General features: G+C 72.5%; 28 protein-coding genes. 5 read left to right on the forward strand and 23 right to left on the reverse strand.

The window, feature by feature from the left end:
- Nucleotides 1-85 precede the first annotated feature (85 nt).
- From K1T34_RS36810 to K1T34_RS36860, 11 genes are all read right to left on the reverse strand, one after another.
- The gene (locus K1T34_RS36810) at nt 86-304 is read right to left on the reverse strand and encodes a three-helix bundle dimerization domain-containing protein (protein WP_220239330.1); all 219 of its coding nucleotides are present in this window, start codon (nt 302-304) and stop codon (nt 86-88) included.
- 111 nt (nt 305-415) lie between these two features.
- The gene (locus K1T34_RS36815; protein ID WP_220239331.1) at nt 416-1,807 is read right to left on the reverse strand and encodes an aspartate ammonia-lyase; all 1,392 of its coding nucleotides are present in this window, start codon (nt 1,805-1,807) and stop codon (nt 416-418) included.
- Entirely contained in the window at nt 1,804-3,126 is a 1,323-nt protein-coding gene (locus K1T34_RS36820; RefSeq protein ID WP_220239332.1) for a dihydroorotase, read from the reverse strand. Before K1T34_RS36820 ends, K1T34_RS36815 begins: the two co-directional genes overlap by 4 nt.
- Nucleotides 3,123-3,983: a dihydroorotate oxidase electron transfer subunit gene (locus K1T34_RS36825; protein WP_220239333.1), complete on the reverse strand. Its 861-nt coding sequence runs from the start codon at nt 3,981-3,983 to the stop codon at nt 3,123-3,125. The genes K1T34_RS36820 and K1T34_RS36825 overlap by 4 nt, the downstream gene beginning before the upstream one ends.
- The gene (locus tag K1T34_RS36830; protein ID WP_220239334.1) at nt 3,980-5,293 is read right to left on the reverse strand and encodes a Zn-dependent hydrolase; all 1,314 of its coding nucleotides are present in this window, start codon (nt 5,291-5,293) and stop codon (nt 3,980-3,982) included. The genes K1T34_RS36825 and K1T34_RS36830 overlap by 4 nt, the downstream gene beginning before the upstream one ends.
- The gene (locus tag K1T34_RS36835) at nt 5,290-5,763 is read right to left on the reverse strand and encodes a hypothetical protein (protein ID WP_220239335.1); all 474 of its coding nucleotides are present in this window, start codon (nt 5,761-5,763) and stop codon (nt 5,290-5,292) included. Before K1T34_RS36835 ends, K1T34_RS36830 begins: the two co-directional genes overlap by 4 nt.
- A complete protein-coding gene (locus tag K1T34_RS36840; protein WP_220239336.1) occupies nt 5,760-6,236 on the reverse strand; it encodes a hypothetical protein in 477 nt (158 codons plus the stop codon). The genes K1T34_RS36835 and K1T34_RS36840 overlap by 4 nt, the downstream gene beginning before the upstream one ends.
- A complete protein-coding gene (locus K1T34_RS36845) occupies nt 6,233-7,030 on the reverse strand; it encodes an IclR family transcriptional regulator (RefSeq protein ID WP_220239337.1) in 798 nt (265 codons plus the stop codon). Before K1T34_RS36845 ends, K1T34_RS36840 begins: the two co-directional genes overlap by 4 nt.
- 27 nt (nt 7,031-7,057) lie before the next feature.
- Entirely contained in the window at nt 7,058-8,323 is a 1,266-nt protein-coding gene (locus K1T34_RS36850; RefSeq protein WP_220239338.1) for an MFS transporter, read from the reverse strand.
- Between the two features lie 78 nt (nt 8,324-8,401).
- Entirely contained in the window at nt 8,402-9,376 is a 975-nt protein-coding gene (locus tag K1T34_RS36855; protein WP_220239339.1) for a dihydroorotate dehydrogenase, read from the reverse strand.
- Nucleotides 9,377-9,674: 298 nt separating this feature from the next.
- Nucleotides 9,675-10,010, reverse strand: a complete 336-nt coding sequence (locus K1T34_RS36860) for a cupin domain-containing protein (RefSeq protein ID WP_220239340.1) — start codon at nt 10,008-10,010, stop codon at nt 9,675-9,677.
- A gap of 104 nt (nt 10,011-10,114) precedes the next feature.
- Between K1T34_RS36860 and K1T34_RS36865 the strand changes: the two genes are divergently transcribed.
- On the forward strand, nt 10,115-10,684 hold the full coding sequence (locus K1T34_RS36865) for a TIGR03086 family metal-binding protein (protein WP_220239341.1): 570 nt from the start codon (nt 10,115-10,117) through the stop codon (nt 10,682-10,684).
- 12 nt (nt 10,685-10,696) lie between these two features.
- On the opposite strand, the gene K1T34_RS36870 is transcribed toward K1T34_RS36865, so the two are convergent.
- The 3 genes from K1T34_RS36870 to K1T34_RS36880 all read right to left on the reverse strand — a co-directional run bounded on the left by K1T34_RS36870 (nt 10,697) and on the right by K1T34_RS36880 (nt 12,803).
- On the reverse strand, nt 10,697-11,050 hold the full coding sequence (locus tag K1T34_RS36870; protein WP_220239342.1) for a DUF1622 domain-containing protein: 354 nt from the start codon (nt 11,048-11,050) through the stop codon (nt 10,697-10,699).
- A gap of 213 nt (nt 11,051-11,263) precedes the next feature.
- Nucleotides 11,264-11,650: an Lsr2 family protein gene (locus K1T34_RS36875; protein ID WP_220239343.1), complete on the reverse strand. Its 387-nt coding sequence runs from the start codon at nt 11,648-11,650 to the stop codon at nt 11,264-11,266.
- A gap of 160 nt (nt 11,651-11,810) precedes the next feature.
- Nucleotides 11,811-12,803: a LacI family DNA-binding transcriptional regulator gene (locus tag K1T34_RS36880; RefSeq protein WP_220239344.1), complete on the reverse strand. Its 993-nt coding sequence runs from the start codon at nt 12,801-12,803 to the stop codon at nt 11,811-11,813.
- Nucleotides 12,804-13,086: 283 nt separating this feature from the next.
- Between K1T34_RS36880 and K1T34_RS36885 the strand changes: the two genes are divergently transcribed.
- A complete protein-coding gene (locus K1T34_RS36885) occupies nt 13,087-15,393 on the forward strand; it encodes a Tat pathway signal sequence domain protein (RefSeq protein WP_220239345.1) in 2,307 nt (768 codons plus the stop codon).
- 71 nt (nt 15,394-15,464) lie between these two features.
- Nucleotides 15,465-16,208: an SDR family NAD(P)-dependent oxidoreductase gene (locus K1T34_RS36890; RefSeq protein WP_220239346.1), complete on the forward strand. Its 744-nt coding sequence runs from the start codon at nt 15,465-15,467 to the stop codon at nt 16,206-16,208.
- A gap of 1 nt (nt 16,209) precedes the next feature.
- On the opposite strand, the gene lexA is transcribed toward K1T34_RS36890, so the two are convergent.
- A complete protein-coding gene (gene lexA / locus K1T34_RS36895; RefSeq protein WP_220239347.1) occupies nt 16,210-16,863 on the reverse strand; it encodes a transcriptional repressor LexA in 654 nt (217 codons plus the stop codon).
- On the opposite strand from lexA, the gene K1T34_RS36900 reads away from it, so the two are divergent.
- Nucleotides 16,856-17,029, forward strand: coding sequence for a hypothetical protein (locus K1T34_RS36900; RefSeq protein ID WP_220239348.1), 174 nt, complete (start codon nt 16,856-16,858; stop codon nt 17,027-17,029). The genes lexA and K1T34_RS36900 overlap by 8 nt on opposite strands.
- Nucleotides 17,030-17,247: 218 nt before the next feature.
- Nucleotides 17,248-17,613 (forward strand): YciI family protein, encoded by a 366-nt coding sequence (locus K1T34_RS36905; protein WP_220239349.1) that lies wholly within the window; start codon nt 17,248-17,250, stop codon nt 17,611-17,613.
- 40 nt (nt 17,614-17,653) lie between these two features.
- Here K1T34_RS36905 and K1T34_RS36910 read toward each other — a convergent pair whose 3' ends face one another.
- The 8 genes from K1T34_RS36910 to K1T34_RS36945 all read right to left on the reverse strand — a co-directional run bounded on the left by K1T34_RS36910 (nt 17,654) and on the right by K1T34_RS36945 (nt 23,383).
- Nucleotides 17,654-18,601, reverse strand: a complete 948-nt coding sequence (locus tag K1T34_RS36910) for an RNA polymerase subunit sigma-70 (RefSeq protein ID WP_220247594.1) — start codon at nt 18,599-18,601, stop codon at nt 17,654-17,656.
- 41 nt (nt 18,602-18,642) lie between these two features.
- Nucleotides 18,643-19,377, reverse strand: coding sequence for an SDR family NAD(P)-dependent oxidoreductase (locus tag K1T34_RS36915; RefSeq protein ID WP_220239350.1), 735 nt, complete (start codon nt 19,375-19,377; stop codon nt 18,643-18,645).
- 168 nt (nt 19,378-19,545) lie between these two features.
- The gene (locus K1T34_RS36920) at nt 19,546-20,013 is read right to left on the reverse strand and encodes an RDD family protein (protein WP_220239351.1); all 468 of its coding nucleotides are present in this window, start codon (nt 20,011-20,013) and stop codon (nt 19,546-19,548) included.
- The gene (locus tag K1T34_RS36925; protein ID WP_220239352.1) at nt 19,997-20,449 is read right to left on the reverse strand and encodes a hypothetical protein; all 453 of its coding nucleotides are present in this window, start codon (nt 20,447-20,449) and stop codon (nt 19,997-19,999) included. The genes K1T34_RS36920 and K1T34_RS36925 overlap by 17 nt, the downstream gene beginning before the upstream one ends.
- A gap of 11 nt (nt 20,450-20,460) precedes the next feature.
- On the reverse strand, nt 20,461-21,762 hold the full coding sequence (locus K1T34_RS36930; RefSeq protein ID WP_220239353.1) for a hypothetical protein: 1,302 nt from the start codon (nt 21,760-21,762) through the stop codon (nt 20,461-20,463).
- A gap of 16 nt (nt 21,763-21,778) precedes the next feature.
- Nucleotides 21,779-22,270 (reverse strand): DUF1269 domain-containing protein, encoded by a 492-nt coding sequence (locus tag K1T34_RS36935; protein ID WP_220239354.1) that lies wholly within the window; start codon nt 22,268-22,270, stop codon nt 21,779-21,781.
- Nucleotides 22,267-22,980: an HD domain-containing protein gene (locus K1T34_RS36940; protein WP_220239355.1), complete on the reverse strand. Its 714-nt coding sequence runs from the start codon at nt 22,978-22,980 to the stop codon at nt 22,267-22,269. The genes K1T34_RS36935 and K1T34_RS36940 overlap by 4 nt, the downstream gene beginning before the upstream one ends.
- On the reverse strand, nt 22,940-23,383 hold the full coding sequence (locus K1T34_RS36945) for a hypothetical protein (protein WP_220239356.1): 444 nt from the start codon (nt 23,381-23,383) through the stop codon (nt 22,940-22,942). Before K1T34_RS36945 ends, K1T34_RS36940 begins: the two co-directional genes overlap by 41 nt.
- Between the last annotated feature and the right edge of the window lie 56 nt (nt 23,384-23,439).

Here is a 23,439-nt window from a genome sequence, read left to right on the forward strand (position 1 = left end):
CCTACCGAGCAGCGGTTTCGATCCGCCGCACCGGACGGTCAGTGCACAGTGGACGGTGGCGGGTGCTGAATTTTCAGTGTCGCGTTCAGGCGAGCGGCCGGCTGCCCAACGCGGCCCGTACGGCGCGCTCGACCAGGATCGGCACGAACGCCTGGATCGGCGCGTCGGTGAAGCGGGCTCGTTCGCGCTCCACGAGGTCGTGCACGGACTCGGCGCCGACGGTCGCGAAGTCGCGGGTGAGGCGGTCTTCCAGGTGCCCGAAGTGGGTGTCCGGCGTCAGGGCTCCGAGGGTCTGCGTGCTCATGAAGCCTCCTGCTGTCACCCGATGGAGGTTTCATTGCAGTACACCCAGGTAAACGAAAGGTAAACGAAGGCCGTCGCCACGGTGTCGGCCGTCGGTGTCATCCCGGGGGTGTCATCCCGCGGTGGCGGCCGGCAGGTCCAGCAGCGTGTCGAGCTGCTCGGAGGTGAGCAGGCCGGCGTCGACCACGAGCTCGTGGATCGAGCGGCCGGTGGCCGAAGCCTGCTTCGCCAGCGCGCTCGCCGCTTCGTAGCCGATCACCGGATTCAGCGCCGTGACGAGGCCGATGGACTCGCGGACCTGCCGGCGCAGGTACTCGGTGTTGGCCGTGATGCCGGTGACACAGCGGCGCGCCAGCGTCTGCGCGCCCGTACGCAGGTGGTGCAGCGACTTCAGCAGCGAGTGGGCGATGATCGGCTCGAACGCGTTGAGCTGCAGCTGCCCGGCCTCGGCGGCGAGCGTGACGGTGGTGTCGTTGCCGATCACCTCGAACGCGATCTGGTTGACCACCTCGGGGATCACGGGGTTGACCTTGCCCGGCATGATGCTCGACCCGGCCTGCACCTTCGGCAGCCGAAGCTCGTTGAACCCGGCCTGCGGACCCGAGGACAGCAGGCGAAGATCGTTGCAGGTCTTGGAAAGTTTCACCGCCACGCGCTTGAGCACGCCGGACAGCTGCACGAACACCCCGACGTCGGCCGTCGCCTCCACGAGGTCGGTGGCAGTGACGAGCGGCGTGCCGGTGAGCCGCGAGAGGTGCTCGCACGCCAGGCGCGCGTAGTCGGGGTGCGCGTTGAGCCCCGTGCCGATCGCGGTGCCGCCGAGGTTGATCTCCGTCAGCAGCGTCAGTGCTTCGGCCAGCCGCTGCTCGTCCTCGCCGAGCGTCACGGCGAACGCGGTGAACTCGCGGCCCAGCGTCATCGGCACGGCGTCCTGCAGCTGGGTGCGCCCGATCTTCACGACGTCGCTGAACTCGCGGCCTTTCTCGTGCAGCGCGCCGCGCAGCTCGGCCATGGCGCCGAGCAGCTCGGTCGCGGCCGCGTGCACCGCGAGCTTCACGGCGGTGGGGTAGACGTCGTTGGTGGACTGGCCGAGGTTCACGTCGTCGATCGGGTGCAGCCGCGCGTAGTCCCCGCGCGAGTGCCCGAGGAGCTCCAGCGCCCGGTTCGTCACGACCTCGTTCACGTTCATGTTCGACGACGTGCCCGCGCCGCCCTGGATCACGTCCACGGTGAACTGCTCGTGCAGCCGGCCGGCCTCGATCTCCTCGCACGCGGCGACGATCGCGGCGGTCTTGTCGTCGGACAGCAGGCCGACGTCGTGGTTGGCCAGCGCGGCCGCGTGCTTCACGCGGGCCAGCGCGACCACGAGCTCGGGGTGCGTCGAGAGCGGCAGGCCGCTGATCGGGAAGTTGGCCATGGCGCGGCGGGTGTGCACGCCGTAATACGCGTCGGCGGGCACGGCCAGCTCGCCGAGCAGGTCTGCTTCGGTGCGGGTGGTGGTCATCGGGCACTCCTGGTGAACAACGCGCCGCGGTCGGCGGTCACGGCGCCGGCGACGACCGTCGCCACGGGCCGGTGGGTGAAGGACAGGCCCCCGAACGGGGTGTTGTGCGAACGGCCCGCGGTGTCGGCGGGGTCGACCGACCAGTCGGCCCGCGGGTCGACGAGGGTGAACGTGGCCGGCTCGCCGACGGCGATCGGGCGGCCGGCGGACGCGGCGATGCCGCCGATGCGCGCCGGGGCGTGGGCCATGCGGTCGGCCACGAGCGCCCAGTCGACGCCGCGGCTGGTGTGCAGCACCTCGGACACCACGGCCAGTGCCGTCTCCAGCCCGGTCATCCCGAACGGCGCCCCGCACCAGTCGGCGGCTTTCGCCTCGGCCGGGTGCGGCGCGTGGTCGGTGGCGACGGCGTCGATCGTGCCGTCGAGCAAGGCGGCCCGCAGCGCCCGGACGTCGCCGGGGGAGCGCAGGGGCGGGTTGACCTTGAATTTCGGGTCCGCGCTCGCGGCCTCGCCGTCGGTGAGCAGCAGGTGGTGCGGCGTGACCTCGGCGGTCACGGCCCAGCCCTGCTCCTTGGCCCACCGCACGAGCGCGACCGAGCGCGCCGTCGACACGTGGCAGACGTGCAGCGGCGCCCCGGCGTCGGCGGCGAGCACGATGTCGCGCGCCACCACGGTTTCCTCGCCCGTGGCCGGCCACGGCGGCAGCCCGGTCCGCTCGGCCGCGCGGCCCGCGTTGATCTGGCCGGCGCCGGCGAGCGGGCCCGACTGGGCGTGCTGGGCGAGCACCGTGCCGGTCCGCTTGGTCAGCTCGAGGGCGTCGCGCACCAGCACGGGATCGTCGACGCAGCGGCCGTCGTCGGAGAACAGGCGCGCGCCGGCCGCGGCCATGGCTTCCAGCGGTGCGAGGCGGTGCCCGGCAAGGCCTTCGGTGATCGCTCCGACGGCGTGCACGCGGCAGGACGCGGTGCGCTCGGCCAGGTCGAGCACGTGACGGATCCGCTCGGGCGAGTCGGTGACCGGGCTGCAGTTGGCCATGGCGAACACGTCGGAGTACCCGCCGGCCGCCGCCGCGGCGGTGCCGGTGGCGATGGTCTCGGCGTCCTCGCCGCCGGGCTCGCGCAGGTGCGTGTGCAGGTCGACGAACGCGGGCAGCAGCACGAGACCGTCGGCGTCGAACCGGTTCGGCTCGTCGGCGCTGCCGCGGGGCCGCAGCTCGGCGATGCGGCCGTCGCGCACCACGAGATCGATCGGGGTGCCGCCGAACGGGGCCACGCCGGTGAGCACCGCGTGGCCGAGCGGGGCCTGCGTGAGCGGGCTCATGCCGGCACCTGCAGCAGGAACACGGGCCCGTCCTTGCAGATCAACGGTGATTCCTCGGGCCCGCCGCGGGTTCCGGTGGCGCAGCCGTGGCAGTAGCCGAGACCGCACGCCATGTGTGCTTCCAGCGACACCTGCACCTCGGCGCCCCAGCGGTCGGCCAGCTCGCGGCACAGCCACGCCAGCCGGTCGGAGCCGCACGTGAGGATCCGCTGCGGCGGCGCACTGTCCAAAGTGGAGGTCAACTCCGTCCGCAGGCGCGCGATCTCGCTGGTGCCCTGAGCGTCGGTCACGGTGAGCACGCGCTCGGCGCCGCACTCGTGGTAGAAGTCAGCGCCGATCACGGCTTCCGGCGTCCGTCCACTCGCGACGGCGACCAGCTCGGTGCCGCTGCCCGCGAGGTCCTGCGCGACGGTGGTGAGCGAGCAGGTGCCGATGCCACGCCCGACCAGCAGCACGCGCGTGGTGTCGGCGGGCACGTGGAACCCGCGGCCGAGCGGACCGACCACGAGCATCGTCTCGCCGGCGGAGAACGTGGTGAGCTTGCGCGTGCCGTCGCCGACCACGCCGTAGACGACCTCGATCGTGCCGGCGTCGGCGTCGCGGCGGTAGATCGCCATGGGCCGGGGCAGCACGGGCCCGCTTTCTCCTTGGCGCGCGGCGGTGAGCATCACGAACTGCCCGGCCGTCGCGGCCCGCGCGATGCTCGGCGCGTGCAGGCGCAGGTACTGGTAGCGGTCGGCTTCCGGACGGTGCTCCAGCACTTCCGCGTGGTGCCACGTCGGGGTCGGGAGGACGGCGCCGGTCGCCGGCAGGGGCGTCACGTGGTCGCGGACGGCCCGGGTTTCGGTGGTGGTCATGACTGCTCCGATTCCGCGACGGGGAACGCGGTGTCGAGCCGGACGAGGCTGTGGGCGAGCACTTCGGTGCCGACGACGAGGTCGGCGAGGTCGGTCCACTCGTCGGGGCTGTGGCTCACGCCGTCGCGGCTGGGCACGAAGAGCATGCCGGTCGGCGTGACGTGGTTGACCATCTGCGCGTCGTGGCTGGCGCCGCTGGGCAGCACGCGGTGCGCGAAGCCGAGCTCGGCGCAGGTGGCCGCGACGACGTCGGTGACCCGGCGGGGCAGCAGCACGGGGGACGCGTCGGCGAGGGTCTGGGCGCTGAAACCGATTCCGCGGCGCGCGGCGAGGGCGTGGGCGCGCTCGACGATCTCCGCGGCGGTCTGGCGCTGGCGGTCGCTGTCGACGTCTCGGACATCGACGTGCAGCTGCGCCTGTCCGGCGATTGTCGTGATGGACCCGGGGGCGGAGTCGAGCCGGCCGACGGTCGCGCGGGTGCCGTGGTGGCGGCTGTCGGTGGCGATGGCTTCGATCAGCAGCACGATTTCGGCCGCCGCGGCCAGCGCGTCGGCGCGCTGGTGCATGGGCGTGCCGCCCGTGTGTGACGCGCGGCCGGTGAGGTCGAGGCGCAGCCGGGTGCTGCCGGCGATGAGGTCGACGACGCCGAGCGGCAGACCCGTCGACTCGAGCACACTGCCCTGCTCGATGTGCAGCTCCAGGAACGCGGCCCAGTCCGCGGGGTGCCAGCGCGCGCCGGCCGCGCCCGCCGGGTCGAGGCCGACCGAGCGCATCGCGTCGGCGAGGCTCGTGCCCCGGGCGTCGAACTTGGTCTCCAGGTCCGCGGCGCCGGTGAGCCCGGCGACGACCCGGCTGCCGGTGCACGCCTGGCCGAAGCGCGCGCCCTCCTCCGCGGCGAACACGACGAACCGCACAGGGTGGGCCAGGCGCACGTCGTGCTCGGTGTAGAGCCGCGCGGTCTCCATGGCCGCGACCACGCCGGCGATGCCGTCGAACGCGCCGGCGTTGGGCACGCTGTCGAGGTGCGAGCCGGTGCCGAGCGCGGGCGCGTTCGCCACGGTGCCGGGGAGCTCCGCGATCGTGTTGCCCGCGGCGTCGGTGCGCACGTCGAGGCCGAGCCCGCTGACGTGCTCGGCGAACAGCGCGTGCGCGCGGCGTTCGAGCGGGGTGTGCGCGAGCCGGGTCACGCCCGGTCCGGAGTCCGGTTCGGACAGTGCGGCGAACGTGTCGAGCCAGTGCGCGATCCGGTCCGGGTCGGCGCGCAGCCGCGTGTCCACAGTGGACTCCGATGACGCGGTGGACGCGGTCATCGTGGACCACCCGGCAGCTCGGTCAGCAGCGCCGCCGTCGGCGTGCCCGTCACCTCGGCGAGCGCGGGCGTGGCCAGCACCGCCGCCACCGCGACGACTTCGGCGCGTGTGGTCGCGGCGAGGTTGAGCAGCGTCCTCAGCCGAGCGGGTTCCCACGCGGTGCCGACCAGCGCGATCCGCGTGCCGGCGGTGACCGGCGGGTGGAAGCCGACCACGCCTTCGAGCTCGGACGCGCGGGTCACCGTGGCGCCCAGCTGCCGGGCGACGACGTGGGCGAGCACGGCGTCGTCGGCACCGTGCCACACCGCGACCTGGTCGAGGGTGTGCTTGGCGAGCAGCTCCGCCAGCGCCGAGCCGACCACTTCGGTGGCGGCGGGATCGGTGGGCGTGTCGAGCGAAGGGCCATAGGTGTCGGGGCTGACGCCGAGCGTGCGCACCGCGGCGCCGACGTCCTGGACGGGAGTGGTCATGACTGGTTCTCCGAAGGGGTTCGAGTGCCCGCGAGGGTTGGGGTGCCGTCGGCCGCGAGCACGCTGAGCAGGACGACGGGCTCGGCGCCCGCCGCGCGTACGCGGTCGGCCAGCGCGGCGGCGGTGGCGTCGGCCGGGGTCTCGGCCGGGTCGTCGGCGATCGGCGTCACGACGGCGACGCGGTCGCCCCGGTGCACCTCGCCGGCGTCGACCGCGAACGGCAGACCGGTGTGCAACGCCAGCGCCGTGGTGACCGCGACGGCGTCGGCCGTGCCCGTGGTGACCAGCCGATCGGTCGCCGTCGGCAGTTCCTCGGCGAGCAGCGCCGCCGCCCGGCGCAGGATCGACGGCCGCGTGGTGAACGCGGCGCCGATCGCCGCGAGATCCGCGCGCAGCTCGCCGCGCCGCCGCTCGGCGTCGAGGAACACCGTGGTGGTGTCGGTGGCCGTGGCCAGGTCGTCCTCGAGGCTCATCGGGCGCTCCTCGCCGGTCCGCCGACCGCCGTGGTGGGTTCGGCGCCGGCGAAACCGAGCTCTGCGGACAGTTCACGCGCGGCGGTGAGGACGGCGTCCGTCGCCACCGTGCGCGCGGTGCCCTCGCGCATGCGGTTGCCGGCCGCGGCCAGCGTGACGCTCGCGGCCACCGCGCCCGTGGAGGTGAAAATCGGGGCGGCCACGGCCCAGACGCCGCGGTCGAGCTCGTCGTCGCAGATGTCGTACCCGCGGGCTCGCACGAGGGCGAGGTGCTCCACGAGTTCGTCCACTGTGGTCGGCGTGTCCGGCGTGAACGCGTCGAGCGACTGGGTTTCGAGCACCCGCCGGGCCGCGGGTTCCGGCAGGTAGGCCAGCAGCGAACGGCTCGACGCCGCGGCGTGCAGCGGCATCTCCTGTCCGATGCGCACGAACAGCCGCAGCGGGTGGCGGCCCTCCACCAGCGCGACGCACACCGCGCGGGCGCCGATGAGCTCGGTGAGGAACACCGTCTCGCCACTGGCTTCCGCGGCGTCGACCACCGCCTGGTGCGGGTTGGCCAGCAGTGCCGTCCGGTGCGGCGCCGGCTCGCCGAGCTGACGCGCGGCCGGGCCGAGGAAGTAGCGCTTGTTGGTGGGGGAGCGGGTCACGAAGTTCTCCTCCATCAGCGTGGTGAGCACGCGGTGCGCGCTGCCCACGGGGATGTCGAGCTCCTCGTGCAGCTCCTGGAGCGTGGCGCCCTTGCCCTTCGTCGCGAGGGCCCGCAGCACGGACAAGGCGCGGATGACGACCTGCATGGTTCTCCTGTCGATTGAGCGCGCGGCTCAGGCGAGCTGCTCGGCGCGACGATCGGGGATGAAGATCATCGCGACCATGTCGAGCAGGTAGATCACGGACAGCACGCCGATGGCGAAGCCGAAGCCGTAGCTCGCGGCGACGAGCGCGACCACGATCGGCGCGAACCCGCCGACCGCGCGGCCGAGGTTGAACAGCACGTTCTGCGCCGTGGACCGGATCGCCGTGGGGTAGAGCTCGGCCATCAGCGCGCCGTAGCCGCCGATCATGCCGTTGGCGAACGCGCCCATGATCGCGCCGCCCACCATCAGCGCCCACGGCGACGACAGCTGGCTGTACCCGAGGACTGAGAGGGCGGCGCCGGCCTGGAAGAGCCAGAAGGCCTTGCGGCGCCCCAGTTTGTCGGCGACCTCGCCGAACGCCAGGATCCCGACGCCCATGCCCACCACGGTCACGGCGGTCCACACCCCGGATTTCGTGAGGCTGTAGCCGAACTGCGTGGACAGGTAGGTGGGCAGCCAGATCATGATGCCGAAGTACCCGAAGTTCTGCACCGACGTGAGCACGAGGACGCCGATCGTTGCGCGGGTGGTGGGCGCGTCGGCCACGAGCAGCTTCAGCGGCACCTTCGGCTTGCCCTGCTGGAGCGCGCGGTGGCGCGTGAACTGCTCGGGCTCGTGCAGCCGCGAGCGGAACACGATGGCGACGATCGCGGGGAACGCGCCGAGCAGGAACAGCCCGCGCCAGCCCCACGCGTTGAGCACCGGAGCGGAGACCAGCGCCGCGAGCAGCACCCCGGCCTGCCAGCCGAGCCCGACCAGCGACGTCGCCCGTGCGCGCTTCTTCGCCGGCCACGCTTCGGCCGCCAGCGTCATGCCGATGCCGAACTCGCCGCCGATGCCGACGCCCGCGAGGAACCGGAAGACCGCGATCTCCCAGTAGCTCGTGGAAATCGCGGTGAGCCCGGTGAACACGGCGAAGAAGATCACCGAGTACGTCAGCACCTTCACCCGGCCGATGCGGTCGGACAGGATCCCGAACGCGATCCCGCCGACCACGGCGCCGATCAGCGTGATGGTGGCCAGCGATCCGGCTTCGGCGCCGCCCAGCCCGAGGTCACCGGAGATGGCGGAGAGCGCGAACCCGAGGATCAGCAGGTCGAAGCCGTCCATCGCGTAGCCGAGCGAAGACGCGAACACCGCCTTGCGGGCGTAACGCGTGGTGGCTTTGGTGGCCGGGGTGTCTTCGGACGTGGCGGGTGGTGCGGTGCTGCCGGCCAGCGTTTCGTCGGACATGGTGTGGAGCACTCCTCACAGCGTTGGGGGAAGGGGGACGGGGCTGGGGGAACGGGGCTGGGGGATAGGGGAAGGGCTTCAGGCGCGCAGGGTTCCGATGAGCTCGTGGACGGCGCCCGCCCCGAGCTCGGCGCAGTGGCGGGCGAGGTCGCGCACGATCTCGGCCATCGCGTAGGGGCGGGTGAACGTCGCGGTGCCGACCTGCACGGCGGTGGCGCCGGCGATGAGGAACTCGACGACGTCGCGGGCACTGCTGATGCCGCCGCAGCCGACGACCGGGATGTCGACGGCACTCGCGGCCTGCCACACCAGCCGCAGCGCGAGCGGTTTCACGGCCGGGCCGGACAGGCCGCCCACGCCGTTGCCCAGCACCGCGCGCCGCGAGCGCACATCGACGGCCAGGGCGGGGAAGGTGTTGCTCACGGTCACGGCGGTCGCGCCCGCCCGCTCGGCGGCGCGGGCGATCTCGCCGATGTCGGTGACGCCGGGCGTGAGCTTCACGAGCACCGGCAGTTCCGTCCGCGCCACCACACCGGCGACGACGGCCTCGACCGCCGCGGGGTCGGCGCCGATGGCGAGCCCGCCGTGTTCGAGGTTGGGACAGGACACGTTGACCTCGAAGGCCGCGCACTCCGCGCCGGCCAGCTCGTCGGCGACCTGCCAGTACTCGTCCACGGTCAGCCCGCCGACGCTGGCGATCACCGGGACGCCGAACTCGCGGTAGCGCGGCAGCACGTCGTGCACGAACCGGCTCGTGCCCGGGCTGGGAATGCCGACGCTGTTGAGCATGCCGAGCGCGCTTTCCGTCAGCCGGTGAGACGGGTTGCCGGAGCGGCGCTGCGCGAACACGGTCTTCGTCACGACGGCGCCGAGCTCCCGCACCGGCAGCAGGGGACCGAGCTCGGGCCCGAAGCAGCCGGACGCGGGCATCACCGGGTTGGCGAGCGTGAGCGGGCCCAGGGGAACCGACAGGTCGACGGCCGATCCGGGCGCGGTGGCGAACAGCCGGTCGCGGTCGTCGCGGCCGGTCGTCCGGTCCAGCACCTCCGTCATGCGGAATCACACCCTCCATCGAACGGAAACGAGAGAAGTGAGGATGAGTCCGGCCCAGCGTGGTGTCAAGGCAGCGGCGGCCCCGCCTGTCGACGGTGGTCAGAGCCGGTTTTCACGACACGGCGGCGCGAGTGCGGAGTGTTTCCGCGAGGTGGAAACGTGCCCTCCGCGATGCCGGAGGGTTCCGCAGGTCAGCGCCGGATTCGGCGATTTCGGCGGCCGGGTGCGAACCGCGCCGACAAATGTGCGAATGCGAACGCGGGTGCGGAGCCTCTGCGCCGTCGTGGGTGGACAGTGTCTACTCGAGCCACTCCGTCACGAACCGGTCGTTCTCGTGGATGTGCACGGCTTCGTAGCGCTCGGGCCCGAGAACCACGAACTTGTGCGCGACCCCGGCGGGGACCGCGAGCACGTCGCCCGCCCGGCCTTCCCGCTCGGTGTCGCCGATGGTGAACAGGGCGCGGCCGCGCTGGATCACGAACGTCTCGCGGTAGGGGTGGCGGTGCAGGCGCGGGCCGGACCCGGCGACGTCGGTGCTCTCGCGGATGATGGACACGCTCGCACCGACCTCGTGCCCCTCGACGTTGCGCGTCAGCGCGCCGGTCTGGTCTTCGGTGCTGGTCGAATCGGTCATTCCCACCACGGTAGCCCTGAGCCCGCGAAGTCGGGACCGGATTCGGTCTGTTCCGCCGTCCGCCGGTGGTCGTAGGGCCAGAACATCCGTGAAGGGAGCAAGCTGTGGATCTTGTGGAGCAGTTTTTCGTGGCGCAGGACGGCTTCGGCAAGGTGGTGGCCGAGGTGCCGGCGCATCGATGGGACGCATCGTCGCCGTGCGCGGCGTGGACGGTGCGGGACATCGTGGGCCACGTGCTGTGGGGCCGCCACCGGCTGTCGGCCTGGGTGACCGGGGCCGACTACCCTGAGACCGCGGGGGAACCCGGCGCACCGAACCCCGGTGTGCTCTGCGCCGGGGATCCGGCGCAGGAGTGGCGCGTGGCGTTCGAGGCGACCGCCCCGGGTCTGACCCGTGACGGGCTCGCGCGGGCCATGTCGACCGACGACGCCGGGGGTGTGCCGCTCACGACGCTGCTGCCGGCGTTCGTCTCCGACGCGCTCGTCCACACCTGGGACATCGCGCACGCTGTCGGCCTGACTGTCACGCTCGACCCGGCGGTGGTGAAGGCGACGGGCGAGTGGGTCCGGTCGATTCCGTTGCAGCGTCCGGAGTTCTTCGGGCCCGAGCTCACGCCGCCGGCAGACGCCGACGAGACCACGCGGCTGCTGGCGTTCCTGGGCCGCGCGGCCTGAGTGCCGGCGAGGTCAGGCGGGCGGCTGCGGCCCCCGCTTGGCCTGCCACGGCCACGCGCCGGAGATCTCGACCTCGAGCGCGAAGCTCAGCACGGTCCGGATCAGCACGATCAAGCCGAGGACCAGCACGTTCTCCAGTGACGCGTCGACGATCACGGTCCGGATGATGTCGCCGGCGATCAGGATCTCGAGCCCGAGCAGGATGACGCGGCCGAGGTGCACCCGCAGCTGATCGTAGCTGCCGCGGCGCCGGGTGGCGTCGACGACGAAGCGCACCAGCACCACCACGAGGCCGATGGCCATGATGCCGACGCCGAGGCCTTCGATCACGGAGGCGACGGTCTCGAACGACTCGGTGAAACTCATCCGCGAGTCCCCTCTCCGAGGCGGACGTCGGGGAAGGTCCGCGGCTCCCCGCCGGAACGTACGAACCGCCTCGACGGACTGTCAAGGCCCTGGCGGCGGCGGTCGTTCACGGGGAACTGCCGGTGATCTGCGGTTTTCGGATTCGGTGGGGACGTTTCCGGCGAGCGTGCGGCGGATCTGCGAAAATGGCCGCACGACTTCGCCGGATCAGTTTTAGGCCTTGGCCTTTGTGCGACCACCGCGGGCGCGCGACTTCGAGCCCGAGGCGCGGCTGTTTTCGTAGGCGGTGACCACGTCGGTGGGAATGCGGCCGCGTTCGGAAATGCTCCAGCCGTTGTCCGCTGCCCACGCGCGGATGCTGCGCGAGCGTTCGCGGTCCTCGGGCGTCGGCGTGCCCGAACCGGTGCCACGGCGGACCTTGCGGCCGCCGGTCCGGCGCGAGGCGGCGATGTAGCGGGCGAACTCTTCACGCAGAGTTCCCGCGTTCTTGTCGGAGAGATCGATTTCGTACTGGACGCCGTCGAGGCCGAAGGGCACGGTCTGGTGCGCGACCCCGCCGTCGATGTCGTCCACCATCTGGACCAGGACCTTGTGCGCCATGGCGGGTGAATCCTCCTCGAACGTTTCCGGCAGCCGCGTTTTCCGTGGCCTGTGAAGAACTGTAACATCGATCCACAGTGGAACGCAGTATTGGGAGTGACCGGAATCCCGTGTCGGTCCCGATTATTTTCCGACATTTCCCCTCGGATGCGGGGAATGGTCAGCGGTGGTACCCGGGCGCGCGGGCGGTGGTGGCGCGCACGACGAGCCGCGTCGGCAGTTCCGTGACCACCCGGCCGGCCGGGTCGGCGGCAGAATGGGCCAGCAGCAGATCCACCGCCCGGCTTCCGGCCTCGGCCAGCGGCATGGCGACGGTGGTGAGCGGGGGAGCGGACACCGCCGCGTAGACGAGGTCGTCGAAGCCGGTCACGCTCAGCTCGCCCGGCACGTCGACCCCGCGCTCGCGCAGGCGCGCCAGCACGCCGAGCGCCATCACGTCGTTGTAGGCGAGCACCGCGGTGACTTCGGCGGCGAGCGCCTGGTCGGCGGCGGGCGCGCCGTCCTCGTACCGCGGGGCGAACGGCCCGAGCTCCACGATCTCGATGCCGTGCTCCGCGGCGGCCGGACGCAGGCCGCGCAGCCGTTCGTGGTTGGACCACGAGCTGTCCGGGCCGTTGAGGTAGGCGCAGCGGCGGTGCCCGAGCCCGGCCAGGTGCGCCACGACCTCGCGCATCCCGCCGGCGCTGTCCATCACCGTGGCGCCGATCCCGGCCACGCGGCGGTTGAGCAGCGCCAGGGACGTGAGGCCGTCGAGCTCGGTGATGGTGGCGTCGTCGATCCCCGGCGAGCACAGCAGCACGCCGTCGGCCTGCTTCGCCAGCGTGCGCACCAGCTCCTGCTCGGTGGCCGGGTCCTCGTCGCTGTCGCCGACCAGCACGGCATGGCCGGTTTCGCGCGCCCGCGCCTGGACGCTCTTGAGCACGCCGGTGAAGAACGGGTTCCCCAGATCCGGCACCACGATGGCGATCGCGCCGGTCTTGCCGGTGATGAGGCTGCGCGCCGCCGGGCTCGGCCGGTAGCCGAGCTCCCGCACGACCGCGAGCACCCGGTCGCGCGTGGCTTCGCTGACGCGGTCGGGCGAGCCGAGCGCCCGCGACACCGTGGCCACCGACACCTCTGCCCGCCGTGCGACATCCCGGATCGTGATCCGCACGGTTCTCCTCCGCCCACCGCCGCGGCGCGGCTGGCCCCGATTGTAGGGCCCGGCCCGCCGCGCCCGGCTGTGACGTGCACCCTTGTGGCTCCCGCTCTCGTCGACCGGCTCACGTCGCGATAGTCATCCGATGAATCGATGAAGAGGCCCTAGCTCTTCTCGTGGCTCATGGTGCTCCAGTCGGGTTGCCTTGCCACGAACTTGGGCAGAGGTCTCGACAACAGATGTCAGACATCCTATGTTTTGGCCGACCGCCGCCGCCACTGACCTGGAGGTCGCAGACATGGACGTCTCCCGCAGAACAGTCCTCGGCGGCGCGCTCGCCGGGATCGCGGCGAGCGCGGCGGGCCTGGGCCCGGCCGTCGCCTCGGCCGCGAGCCACCCGCCGCCGGGCGGCGACGACTTCGACTGGGCCGCCTTCCTCGCGGCCGCGGACCTGCGGTGGCAGCGGATGCCGGCCGCATGGACAGAGGGGCCGTTCCTCGGCAACGGTTTCCTCGGCTCGGGCATCTACGCCGAGCCGGGCAAGAACGCGGTGCGCTTCAACGTGCAGCACAGCGAGGTGCAGGACCACCGGCCGCAGTACGGCTCGCTGTTCGGCCTCGCCCGGCTGCCGATCGGGTATTTCACGCTCGAACCCGTCGGCGCGATCACCGGCGTCGACTGGCGTCTGGACCTGTGGAACGCCGAGCTCACCGGCACGATCACCACGGCCGCGGGCAGCCTCGCGCTGCGCGCGATCGTCCACACCGGACAGCCGGTGCTCGCGGTCGAGGTGCGTCCGACCGAGGGCGAACGCGGGTTCCGCTGGGTCTTCCACCCGGCCGAGGCCGTGAGCCCGCGCGCCGACCCCGTCTGGAAGAAGGCGCCGCCCGAGGGCTACGTCGCGAACCCGCCGGCGACGGTCCGCGCCGTCGGCGACAGCCACGTCGCCGAGCAGCCGCTGCTCGCGGGTGGCGAGCACGTCACCGCCTGGCGGGAGGTCACCCGCGGCGGCGCGCGGACGCTCTACTCGTCGGTCGCCTGGTCCTACCCCGACCGCACGTCCACCGCGCGGGCGCTGTGGTCCGTGCGCACGGCGGCCGGGTTCGGCGAGCTCACGCGCGAGCACCGCCGCTGGTGGCATGACTACTACCGGCGCAGCTTCGTGTCTATTCCGGACACCCGGCTGCAGAGCTTCTACTGGATCCAGCTGTACAAGCTCGCCTCGGCCGCGCGGCGCGAGGCACCGGTGATGGCGACCTCTGGCCCGTGGCTGGAGAACACGCCGTGGCCGGCCACGTGGTGGAACCTCAACGTGCAGCTCGAGTACTGGCCCATCCACGGCTCCAACCACCTGGAGCTCGACGCCGTGAGCCGGGCGCTGGACCAGTACCGCGGGCACCTGTCGAGCCAGGTCGGCGCGCCGTACCAGAGCGACTCGGCCGGCATCCCGCGCACCACCGACATGACCCTGTTCAACGGCGTCTCCGACGCGAACAGCGGCTTCCCCGTGGGCGTGCCCGGCCAGGACACCCCGACCCCGGAGGTCGGCGACCTCACGTGGGCGCTGCACAACGTGTGGCTGTCCTACCGGCACACGCTGGATCGCCGCCTGCTGCGCGACACGCTGTTCCCGTTGCTGCGCAAGGCGATCAACTACTACCTGCACTTCCTGGCGCCGGGCCCGGACGGGAAGCTGCACCTGCCGCCCACGTTCTCGCCCGAGTACGGCGTGAACGCTCCCGACTGCACCTACGACCTCGCGCTCGTGCGCTGGGGCTGCCGCACCCTGCTCGACACGGCGCGCGAGCTGCGCGTCGCCGACCCGCTCGTGTCGCGCTGGCAGCAGGTGCTGGCGACGCTCGCGCCCTACGCCGTGGACGGGAACGGCTACATGATCGGCGCCGGCGTGCCCTTCGCGAAGTCGCACCGGCACTACTCGCACCTGCTGCAGGTCTACCCCTTGTACGAGATCACCTGGGAGCAGCCGGAGAACCGCGCCCTGATCGAGAAGTCGCTGGCGCACTGGGTCGGTTTCGAGGGCGCGCTGCAGGGCTACACCTTCACCGGCGCCGCGTCGATCTCGGCTTCGATGCGACGCGGCGACCAGGCGGCGGCCTACCTCGACCAGCTGCAGAGCCGGTTCATCCAGCCCAACACGATGTACGAGGAGTCCGGCCCCGTGATCGAGACGCCGCTCTCGGCGGTGAAGTCGATGCAGGACATGCTGGTGCAGAGCTGGGGCGGTGTCCTGCGGCTGTTCCCCGCTGTCCCCGCGACGTGGGGCGACATCTCCGTGCGCGACTTCCGCACCGAAGGCGCGTTCCTGCTCAGCGCCGCCCGCGAAGGCGGCAAAACGCGCTGGCTGAAGGTCCACAGCGAAGCCGGCGCCCCCTGCATCCTGCGCCCGGGCATCGACGGCGCGCTCGAGGTGACCGACGCGCAGGGCCGGGCGAAGCGATGGCGCACCCTGCCCGACGGCGACGTGCGGGTCGAGCTCGCGCGCGGCGAGGAGGCCTTCGTGTACCGCGCGGGCGACCGGCCGGACTTCGCGGTGCGGCCGGTGGCTTCGAACGGACCGAGCACTCCGTGGGGGCTGCCGGCCTGACCCGGGCGCCGCTGGTGGGTCTCGGGCAGGATGGGTTCCGAGTCCGACGACGCCGACCACGAGAGGGCACAGTGGACACTCGCAGGACCGCCGTCGTGACCGGGGCCGGGCGTGGGATCGGGGCCGCCGTCGCGGAGCGGCTGCACGGGCTCGGCCACCGGGTGGCGCTGCTCGACATCGACGCCGGCAGCTCGGCTGCGAAAGCGCGGGAGCTCGACGCCTCCGGCACCACGGCAGCGCCATTTGCCGTCGACGTGCGGGACCCGGCGGCCGTGCGGGCCGTCGCCGAGGAGGTGCGGCGGGCCTTCGGCGAGCCGGAGATCCTCGTGAACAACGCGGCCCGCACGCGGAGCCGGTCGGTGTGGGACATCGAGGTGACCGAGTGGGACGACGTGCTGGCGACCAACCTGCGCAGCGTTTTCCTGCTCACGCGCGAGCTCGCGCCGGCGATGCGCGAGCGAGGGTGGGGCCGCGTGGTCAACCTGGCGTCGCTGGCCGGGCAACAGGGTGGGCTGGTCGCGGGCGCGCACTACGCGGCGTCGAAGGCGGGAGTCCTGGTGCTCACCAAGGTGTTCGCGAAGGAGCTCGCCGCCTCGGGCGTCACGGTGAACGCCGTCGCCCCGGCGGCCACGCGGACACCGGTGATGGACGAGATGGACGCCGAACGGCTCGAAGCCGCCGAGGCCGCCATCCCCGTGGGGCGGTTCGGGCGCGCCGAGGAGGTCGCGGACCTCGTCGCCTACCTGTGCGGCGAGACCACCGGGTACATCACCGGGGCCACGTTCGACATCAACGGCGGCCTGTTCATGCGGTGACTCACATGCTGCGCAGCACCGACACGACCGTGCCGAGCACCACGGCACGGTCGCCGTCGATCACGTCGTAGGCCGGGTTGCGGGGCTCGAGGTACACGTGGCCGTTGCGGCGCCGGTAGACCTTCACCGTCGCCTCCTCGTCGATCATCGCGGCGACGATCTGGCCCGAGTGCGCCTCGGACTGCTGGCGCACCACCACGATGTCGCCGTCGCAGATCGCGGCGTCGATCATCGAGTCGCCGCGCACGCGCAGGCCGAAGACGTTGCCGCGGCCGGTGAGCCCGCGCGGCAGCTGCAGCATCTCGTCGAGGTGCTCCTCGGCCGAGATCGGCGTGCCGGCGGCGATGTGGCCGACGACCGGCACCGCCACGGAGTCCTCACCGTGCTGCGGCTCGGCCGTGCCGAGGAACGCGCGCACGTCGATCGGCCGCGACATCGAGCTGCTGCGCCGCAGGTAACCCTTGTCCTCCAGGCTCGCCAGGTGCTTCGACACCGACGAGGACGACCGCAGCCCCACGGCCTCGCCGAGCTCGCGGCTGCTCGGCGCGTACCCGTGGCGGACCACCCAGTCCCGGATCGTGACCAGGATCTGCTGCTGGCGAAGCGGCAGGGACGAGGCGTCGAGATGGTCGAAGGTGTCGTCGTAGGTGGTCACCCGCCGAATCGTAGAGGTAGGCGCCGCTCGCGCCGGGGACCGGTCCGGTGCGTCGGCGAAGTTCGCCCGGCCGGGGACGGCCGTGCCCGCGGTCGCGTCGGAGAAGGGGATCGACGGCGTCGTGACGAACGCCAAGACCGGCGCTCCGGTGCGCAGCGCGTGGTGACCGGCCGCGAAACGGGCGGGATCGACCCGCGTGTACCTGCGGTTTCGTGACGCTCGTGGCCGCGGACCGGGCTCGGCTGGTCCCCGGCCACGAGGTCGTCGAAAATCTTCCCGATCGGTTTGTCGAATCGCGAGCGGGGCCGTTCGACGCGTCGGTGTGGGCCGGTCAGCGCTTCCGGGAAGAATCCGGATCCCGGCCCGAGGGACAAAGGAGCGGACATGCGGTTTCTCATGATGCACCGGCTGTCGGAGACGCACTCGTCGTGGAACCCCAGCCAGGAGTTCATCGCGAAGATGGGCGAGTTCATCCAGGACTCGGCCGAGAAGGGCATCTTGATCACGGCGGAGGGCGTCCACCCGTCGGAGAAGGGCGCGCTCGTGCGCAAGACGCGCGGCGGTGCCATCAAGGCCACCGACGGCCCCTTCACCGAGGCCAAGGAGGTCATCGGGGGCTTCGCGCTGCTGAACTTCGCGAACCGCGAGGAGGCCGTGGAGTACGCGAAGACCTACGCGGCGCTCTTCGACGACGAGATCGAGGTCGAGGTGCGCCAGGTCGTCGAGTTCGACGAGCTCCCCACCGCGTGACGCCCCGGCCGGTCCGCCCGCCGCGGGCGGACCGGCAGGGTCACCGGTACGAGGGAGCGAACACCGGCACCAGCGCCGGGTCGTTGAACGACGTGATGCGCGCGATGCGCCCGCCACGCACGGTCAGCACCTGCACGCCGTATGGCTCGTCGGCCGTGTCGTCGGTGCGGTGGTGCACGACGAGGGCCGGCTGGCCGTTGGCGCGCGTGGGCGTCATCCGCCAGCGGCCCGGACGCAGCACGCGCGCCGCGAGGAACCCCGTGACGGCGTCTCGGCCGGTGAACCACGTCGGGATCGGCGGCATCTCCAGCTCGACATCGGCGCGCAGGAGACGGACCAGCGCTTCGGCGTCGGCGCGGGTGAACGCGTCCACGTAGTTCTCGAGCAGCGCCCGGTCGGTCTCGCCGGTCGGTTCGGTCATCTCGTCCTCGATCGGTCCGGCCTCGGCGAGGTGCGTCCGCGCGCGGCGCAGGGCACTGTCGACGGCCGCCGCGGTCGTGTCGAGCAGCTCCGCGACCTCGGCCGTCGGGAAGGCCAGCACGTCGCGCAGCGTCAGCACGGCCCGCTGCCGAGCCGGCAGCAGCTGCAGCGCGGCGATGAACGCGAGCCGCACCCCGGCCCGCGCCGCGGCGGCCACGGCCGGGTCCCCGGCGCCGAACTCGGGGGCCGGCTGGAGCCAGGCGACCGACGGCTCACGCGAGGCCACCGGCACCCGGTGGTCGTCGGCCGGCGCGCCCAGGCCCGACGGCAGCGGCCGCCGAGCCCGGGTCGCCAGCGCCGTCAAACAGGTGGTGGTGGCGATCTTGTACAGCCAGCGCCGCACCGACGACCGGCCCTCGAATCCGCCGAACCCGCGCCAGGCCCGCAGATACGTCTCCTGCACGAGGTCCTCGGCGTCGTGGATCGAGCCCAGCAGCCGATAGCAGTGCGCGAGCAGCTCCGGCCGGAACGGCTCGGTCAGCGCGCTGAACTCGGCGTTCGACGGCATGGCTTCTCCCGTGGTGCGCAGGAGTCCACTGTAGAGGCCGCTCACGGCAGCGGGCGCACGCCGGCACCGCCGACGACCTGCTCCGGCGCGGCGGTCTCGTCGGCCGCCAGCTCCAGCACGGCCTTCGCCACCTGCTCCGGCGTGAGCACCGGCTGCAGACCCTCGATGAACGCGTCGCGGGCCACGCCCTGGCGGGCCGCGTAGGCGGTGACACCGGCCGAGCCCACGCCGGCCGTCGGCGTGAGCTGGGGGAGCAGCGTGAGGAAACGCAGGCCCAGCCCGGCGCGCTCGGCTTCGTCGGCCGCGTAGCCGCGCAGGTAGCGGACCGCGGCCTTGGCGCTCGCGTAACCGCCGCTGAGCGGCGACCCGGCCAGCGCCGCACCGCTCGACATCGACACGACCACGCCGCCGGGCGCGAGCGGCTCACGCAGCGCCGCGCGGGTCCACTCGAAGACGTGCCGCGTGTCGGTGTGCCAGTTCCGGCTGAAGGTTTCCCAGGTCTGGTCCTGCACCGGCGCCATGTGCGGCGTCGCGCCGGCGTTGAGCACGAGCAGATCGGGCCGGTAGTCGCGGAGCACGGCCGCGGCCAGCGTTTCGTCGGTCGCGTCGGCGGCCAGGGGCGTGAAGAGCTCGCCGGCCTCGTCCCGGACGGCGAGCAGATCCTCTTCACTGCGCGCGATCCCGACGACGCGCGTGCCGGCGGCCACGAGCGCGACGGCGATCGCGCGCCCGAACCCACGGCCGGCTCCGGTGACTACGGCGGTCTGGAAAGACATCGGACACTCCCGGGTGGTGAGGGAAATCGGTCCGCATCAAGACCGCCCGGCGCCGCGAAAACCGTCGGCCTGCCGCTGTGTCTTGGGTCACAGCAGGCTCAGCGGTGCAGATTCCGCGCTTCCCTGACAATCGTCTTCTCGAGGCCGGTCACCGGATCGTATAACGACCTATACGGAGTCCTTTGTGGACACCCGCGCTCCACCGTCGTTCTCCCAGTCGTAGACGACCGTCGTCCGGAGGACGACGTCCTGCAGGGACCGGCGGTGGGGGCTCACGATCACCCACAGCAGCCCGATCGGGAAGACCACGCAGAACAGCGCTCGGGCCGCGGCGCGGACCCAGCCCAGGCGCCGGCCGCGGCCCAGGACGCGGAGGCCGAGCAGTGCCCCGCCGTAGCTGCGGCCGATGGTGGCCCAGCTGACCGTGAGGTACACGATCGCGACGGCCGCGGAGATCCCGCCGGCCAGTGCCGGCGGTGCCGCGGGCCACCGGAACGACAGCGGCGAGGCCGCGAACAGCGCCGCCACCACCGCGAAGTAGCCGCCGAACGTGAGCAGCCCGGTCACGGCCGCGTCGAGCAGGGCGGCGACCAGGCGCGTGACGATGCCCGCCGGCCCCTCAGGCGGGCCGGTCACCACGGCGCCGCAGCACGCGGCCGACCACGCGGGCCACGGCGTCGTCGGCGTTCACCCCGGCACCCCGCACGCCCCGGATCGCTTCGCCCGCAACGGTTCCGCTCGACTGCCGCACGACTTCAGGCAGGTCCATCGCGGCCACGAGGTCACCGAAGTCCAGTGTGGACACCACGGCCGCCACGTCGACCTCGGCGAGCACTGCGTCGAGGTCCACGTGCTCACCGACCAGCTTCGGCAGGTCGACCGCGTCGAGCACGGCCGCGGCGGCCGCGGTCACCACGTCCCGCACCGCGCGGCGCGCCACGTCCTCGGGTACGGCGGTCGTCAGCACGGCCCAGCCCGCCCGCCGCAGCGGGGTGGACGCCCACCAGCCGGCCTTGAGCGCCACCGCGCCCAGCCCCAGCACCGCGCCGACGTGGTCGGGCTCGTCGTTCACGGCGTCCCCCTTCAGCCGGTCGCCGCCGGCCGGTCGCCGGGGACGTCGAGGAACTGGATCACGGCGAGGACCACCAGCAGAACGAGGGCGATCAGCAGCACCGCGAGCCCGCTCGGCCGATCGAGGAACAGGAACACGAGCACGGCGATCGCGACGGCACCGGCGCGCAGGGCCACGCGGTAGGAGTGCACCCACTTGCCGAGGCCGGTGGCGCGCAGGCCGCTGCGCGAGCGCAGCCACGTCAGTCCCTTGACCACGCCTTGGCGGATGTGGACGGCGGTGGACGAAGGACCGGCGAGGAAGGCCCCGAGCGCCACCACGATCCCGACCGCGAACAGGGTTCTCAGACCGTCGCGCAGGAACCGCAGCACAATGTCGAACGCCGCCGAGACCGGTGCCGCCGAGCGGCTCGGGACCGCGTCGACGACGATGGTGCGCCCGATCGCGAGCCCGATCGCGAGGACCAGCATGCTGAACGCGAACCCGAGCGCGGCGCCGATGAGCGCACGTCGTTTGTGCCGGGCGATGTAGACGCCCGCGGCGAGCAGCACGATCGCGATCCACGGCAGCCACGTCGCGAGCCGGTCCAAGGTGGTGTACCACGAGCGCGCTTTCACCAGGCCGGCCGCGTCGGCGACCTCGATCGTCGGGTGGACCTCGGGGATGCGGTTCACGATGGTGAGCCCGTCGGCGGCGAGCTGCTGCTTCGCGTCGTCGATGAACGGCGCGAGGTCGAGCACGACCTTGTCGCCCTGGATCGCGATGGCCGACGCCGACCCGTCGAGCACGGCGACCGCCTGCTGGTGGGCTGTGCGGATCACACGGTCCCAGGTCTGCGCGATCCGGTCGCTGGCGACGAGGGTCGCGACACGGCCGTGCACGAAGCTCTGCACGCCCGACGCGAGCGGACCGGTCAGGGCCTCCAGCCGGTCGGTGACGGCCGGCGGGACGCCCTGGGCCGCGAGCGCGCCGACGGCGTCGGTCGCGATGGCCTGCACGTTGATGTTCGTGAAGATGGTCTCGGTGACCCGGTCGGTCACGGCCGCCTGCACCGCCGGGTCGCGGATCAGCGGGCTCATCGTGGCGGTGAACCGGTCGGTGTCGGAGATCTGGTTGTTCACCCACACCGACGCGAGCGCGAGCGGCGCGAGGATGCAGCCGAGCACGATGAGGATCGAGGACACGATCGGCCGCCAGCTGAGGTGGCGGCGTTCGCGGGTGGCCCGCAGCCGGGCCACTTCGAGCCGCAGTTGTTCCAGCTCGGCCCGCTCGTCCGCGGTCGGCTCGATGAGGTGGTCCGTGCTATCCGACATGACCGGTCCGATCCGATCAGCTCGACATCATTTCCCGCAGCGCGGCTTCCTGCTCCGCGGACAGGTTGGACTGCAGCAGCTCCGGCTTGTGGCCGCCGGCCTCGATCGCGGCCTTCACCTTGTCGACCACTGCGTCGCTGGACATCAGGAACAGGGCCGAGGTGCCGGGGGTGACCTTGTCGCGCACGGACTTGATGAAGTCGTCGTCGATGCCGACGTCGGTCAGCGATCCGGCGAGCGCACCGGTGGCCGCGCCGATGGCGGCGCCGATGAGCGGCATCAGGAAGATCAGGCCGAACAGCATGCCCCAGAACATCCCGCTCATCGCGCCGCCGGCGGTGAGGTTGCGCAGCTGCCGGGTCTTCGGCTTCTTGGCGTCAGGTTTCCACGACACGGTGGCCGCGTCGTGGATCGAGATCAGTTCCTGCTTGGCCAGGCTCCGGAGGGTGTCCACCGCGTTGTCGGCTCCGTCGGGGCTGTCGAACTTCCACACCGTCAGCGTCGTCATCGTGCTCTCCTGTCGGGTTCGCGGGCCGCGCCGACGCCACCGTCGCCCGGCGCGGCCCCGTCCGCCTCGCCCCTGCGGGGTGAGACCCGCCGCCGCACCGCCGCGGCACCCAGCCGCAGCTCGGTGCGCCGCACCGCGTCGTGCCGGGCGGCCTGTGCGCCGGCGTCGAGCGCGCGCACGAGGGGTGAGCCGGAGCCGTGGCGGGCGCGGATGCCGGCGATGCGCTCGGCGAAGTCGGTCGGGCCGCCGTCCGGGGTCGTGCGCATGTCGCAGAACCACAGGGCGTCGCGCAGCACGGTGCGCTCGTCCGGGTAGCGGGCGAGTTCGGCCCCGAGCCCGCGCTCCTCGGCGATGAACTGGGCGGCCGAGTGCTGGGCCACGAGGTTGACCAGCCGGGGCGGTGCCGACACCGCGACGAGGAACCGGGCGCCGTCGAGCGGGTGGTAGCCGGACACGACGAGCCCGGCCGCGTAGCCGATGTCGTGCAGGAGCGCGGCCGCCACGAGCAGCTCTTCCTCGCCGGCGTGCAGCAGACTCGGCCCGATCTGCCGCCCGCACTTCGCGACTCCCTGCACGTGCTGCCACCGCCGGGGCAGTTCGCGCGAAAGATGGCGCTGCGCGAGGCTCCAGGCCCACGCGATCAGCGCGCCGCGAGGGTGCGTCGCCGGTTCAGCGACGGCTGGGGCGGGTTCGGAGTGCGTCGGGGGCATGTGCGACCAGCGCCCAGATGACCAGCACGTCGAGGGTGAGCACGACCAGCGCCCAGAACGGCGCGGCGGGCAGGAAAGTCAGGTGCGCCAAGGCGCTGAGCCCGGCGATCGCGACGCCGGGGTAACGCGCCCAGCTCGCCCGCGCGAACAGCCCGAGCGCCGTGAGCACCGCGGCCGCGCCCAGCACGAGGTGCACCCAGCCCCAGCCGGTGAGGTCGAACAGCAGGGTCCCGTGCGGGGTCACGGCGTAGTACTGCGGGTCGAGCAGCGCCGTGAGCCCTTCGACCAGGGTGAAACTGCCGAGCAGGAACATCATCGTGGCACCGAAGAAGATCCAGCTGGCCCAGCCGGACTCCTCGGCAGCGGCCTCGGGTGCGGCCGGGCGCACAGCGTGATGGCTCATGGTCGGGTCCCTTCTCCTGGCCGCGGACATCTTCGACGGCCGGGCTCACGGGCGCT

This window comes from Amycolatopsis sp. DSM 110486 (genome assembly GCF_019468465.1).
Lineage (GTDB): Bacteria > Actinomycetota > Actinomycetes > Mycobacteriales > Pseudonocardiaceae > Amycolatopsis.

Bases quoted from the DNA above. Each gene is read 5' to 3' on its own strand.
- K1T34_RS36870 (WP_220239342.1), bottom strand. From the start codon at position 11,050: ATGAGTTTCACCGAGTCGTTCGAGACCGTCGCCTCCGTGATCGAAGGC.
- K1T34_RS36830 (WP_220239334.1), bottom strand. From the start codon at position 5,293: ATGACCGCGTCCACCGCGTCATCGGAGTCCACTGTGGACACGCGGCTG.
- K1T34_RS36910 (WP_220247594.1), bottom strand. From the start codon at position 18,601: ATGCCGTCGAACGCCGAGTTCAGCGCGCTGACCGAGCCGTTCCGGCCG.
- K1T34_RS36860 (WP_220239340.1), bottom strand. From the start codon at position 10,010: ATGACCGATTCGACCAGCACCGAAGACCAGACCGGCGCGCTGACGCGC.
- K1T34_RS36840 (WP_220239336.1), bottom strand. From the start codon at position 6,236: ATGAGCCTCGAGGACGACCTGGCCACGGCCACCGACACCACCACGGTG.
- K1T34_RS36875 (WP_220239343.1), bottom strand. From the start codon at position 11,650: ATGGCGCACAAGGTCCTGGTCCAGATGGTGGACGACATCGACGGCGGG.
- K1T34_RS36915 (WP_220239350.1), bottom strand. From the start codon at position 19,377: ATGTCTTTCCAGACCGCCGTAGTCACCGGAGCCGGCCGTGGGTTCGGG.
- K1T34_RS36935 (WP_220239354.1), bottom strand. From the start codon at position 22,270: ATGACGACGCTGACGGTGTGGAAGTTCGACAGCCCCGACGGAGCCGAC.
- K1T34_RS36825 (WP_220239333.1), bottom strand. From the start codon at position 3,983: ATGACCACCACCGAAACCCGGGCCGTCCGCGACCACGTGACGCCCCTG.
- K1T34_RS36930 (WP_220239353.1), bottom strand. From the start codon at position 21,762: ATGTCGGATAGCACGGACCACCTCATCGAGCCGACCGCGGACGAGCGG.
- K1T34_RS36905 (WP_220239349.1), top strand. From the start codon at position 17,248: ATGCGGTTTCTCATGATGCACCGGCTGTCGGAGACGCACTCGTCGTGG.
- K1T34_RS36810 (WP_220239330.1), bottom strand. From the start codon at position 304: ATGAGCACGCAGACCCTCGGAGCCCTGACGCCGGACACCCACTTCGGG.
- K1T34_RS36835 (WP_220239335.1), bottom strand. From the start codon at position 5,763: ATGACCACTCCCGTCCAGGACGTCGGCGCCGCGGTGCGCACGCTCGGC.
- K1T34_RS36885 (WP_220239345.1), top strand. From the start codon at position 13,087: ATGGACGTCTCCCGCAGAACAGTCCTCGGCGGCGCGCTCGCCGGGATC.
- K1T34_RS36845 (WP_220239337.1), bottom strand. From the start codon at position 7,030: ATGCAGGTCGTCATCCGCGCCTTGTCCGTGCTGCGGGCCCTCGCGACG.
- K1T34_RS36820 (WP_220239332.1), bottom strand. From the start codon at position 3,126: ATGAGCCCGCTCACGCAGGCCCCGCTCGGCCACGCGGTGCTCACCGGC.
- K1T34_RS36945 (WP_220239356.1), bottom strand. From the start codon at position 23,383: ATGAGCCATCACGCTGTGCGCCCGGCCGCACCCGAGGCCGCTGCCGAG.
- K1T34_RS36815 (WP_220239331.1), bottom strand. From the start codon at position 1,807: ATGACCACCACCCGCACCGAAGCAGACCTGCTCGGCGAGCTGGCCGTG.
- K1T34_RS36855 (WP_220239339.1), bottom strand. From the start codon at position 9,376: ATGACGGAGGTGCTGGACCGGACGACCGGCCGCGACGACCGCGACCGG.
- K1T34_RS36850 (WP_220239338.1), bottom strand. From the start codon at position 8,323: ATGTCCGACGAAACGCTGGCCGGCAGCACCGCACCACCCGCCACGTCC.
- K1T34_RS36940 (WP_220239355.1), bottom strand. From the start codon at position 22,980: ATGCCCCCGACGCACTCCGAACCCGCCCCAGCCGTCGCTGAACCGGCG.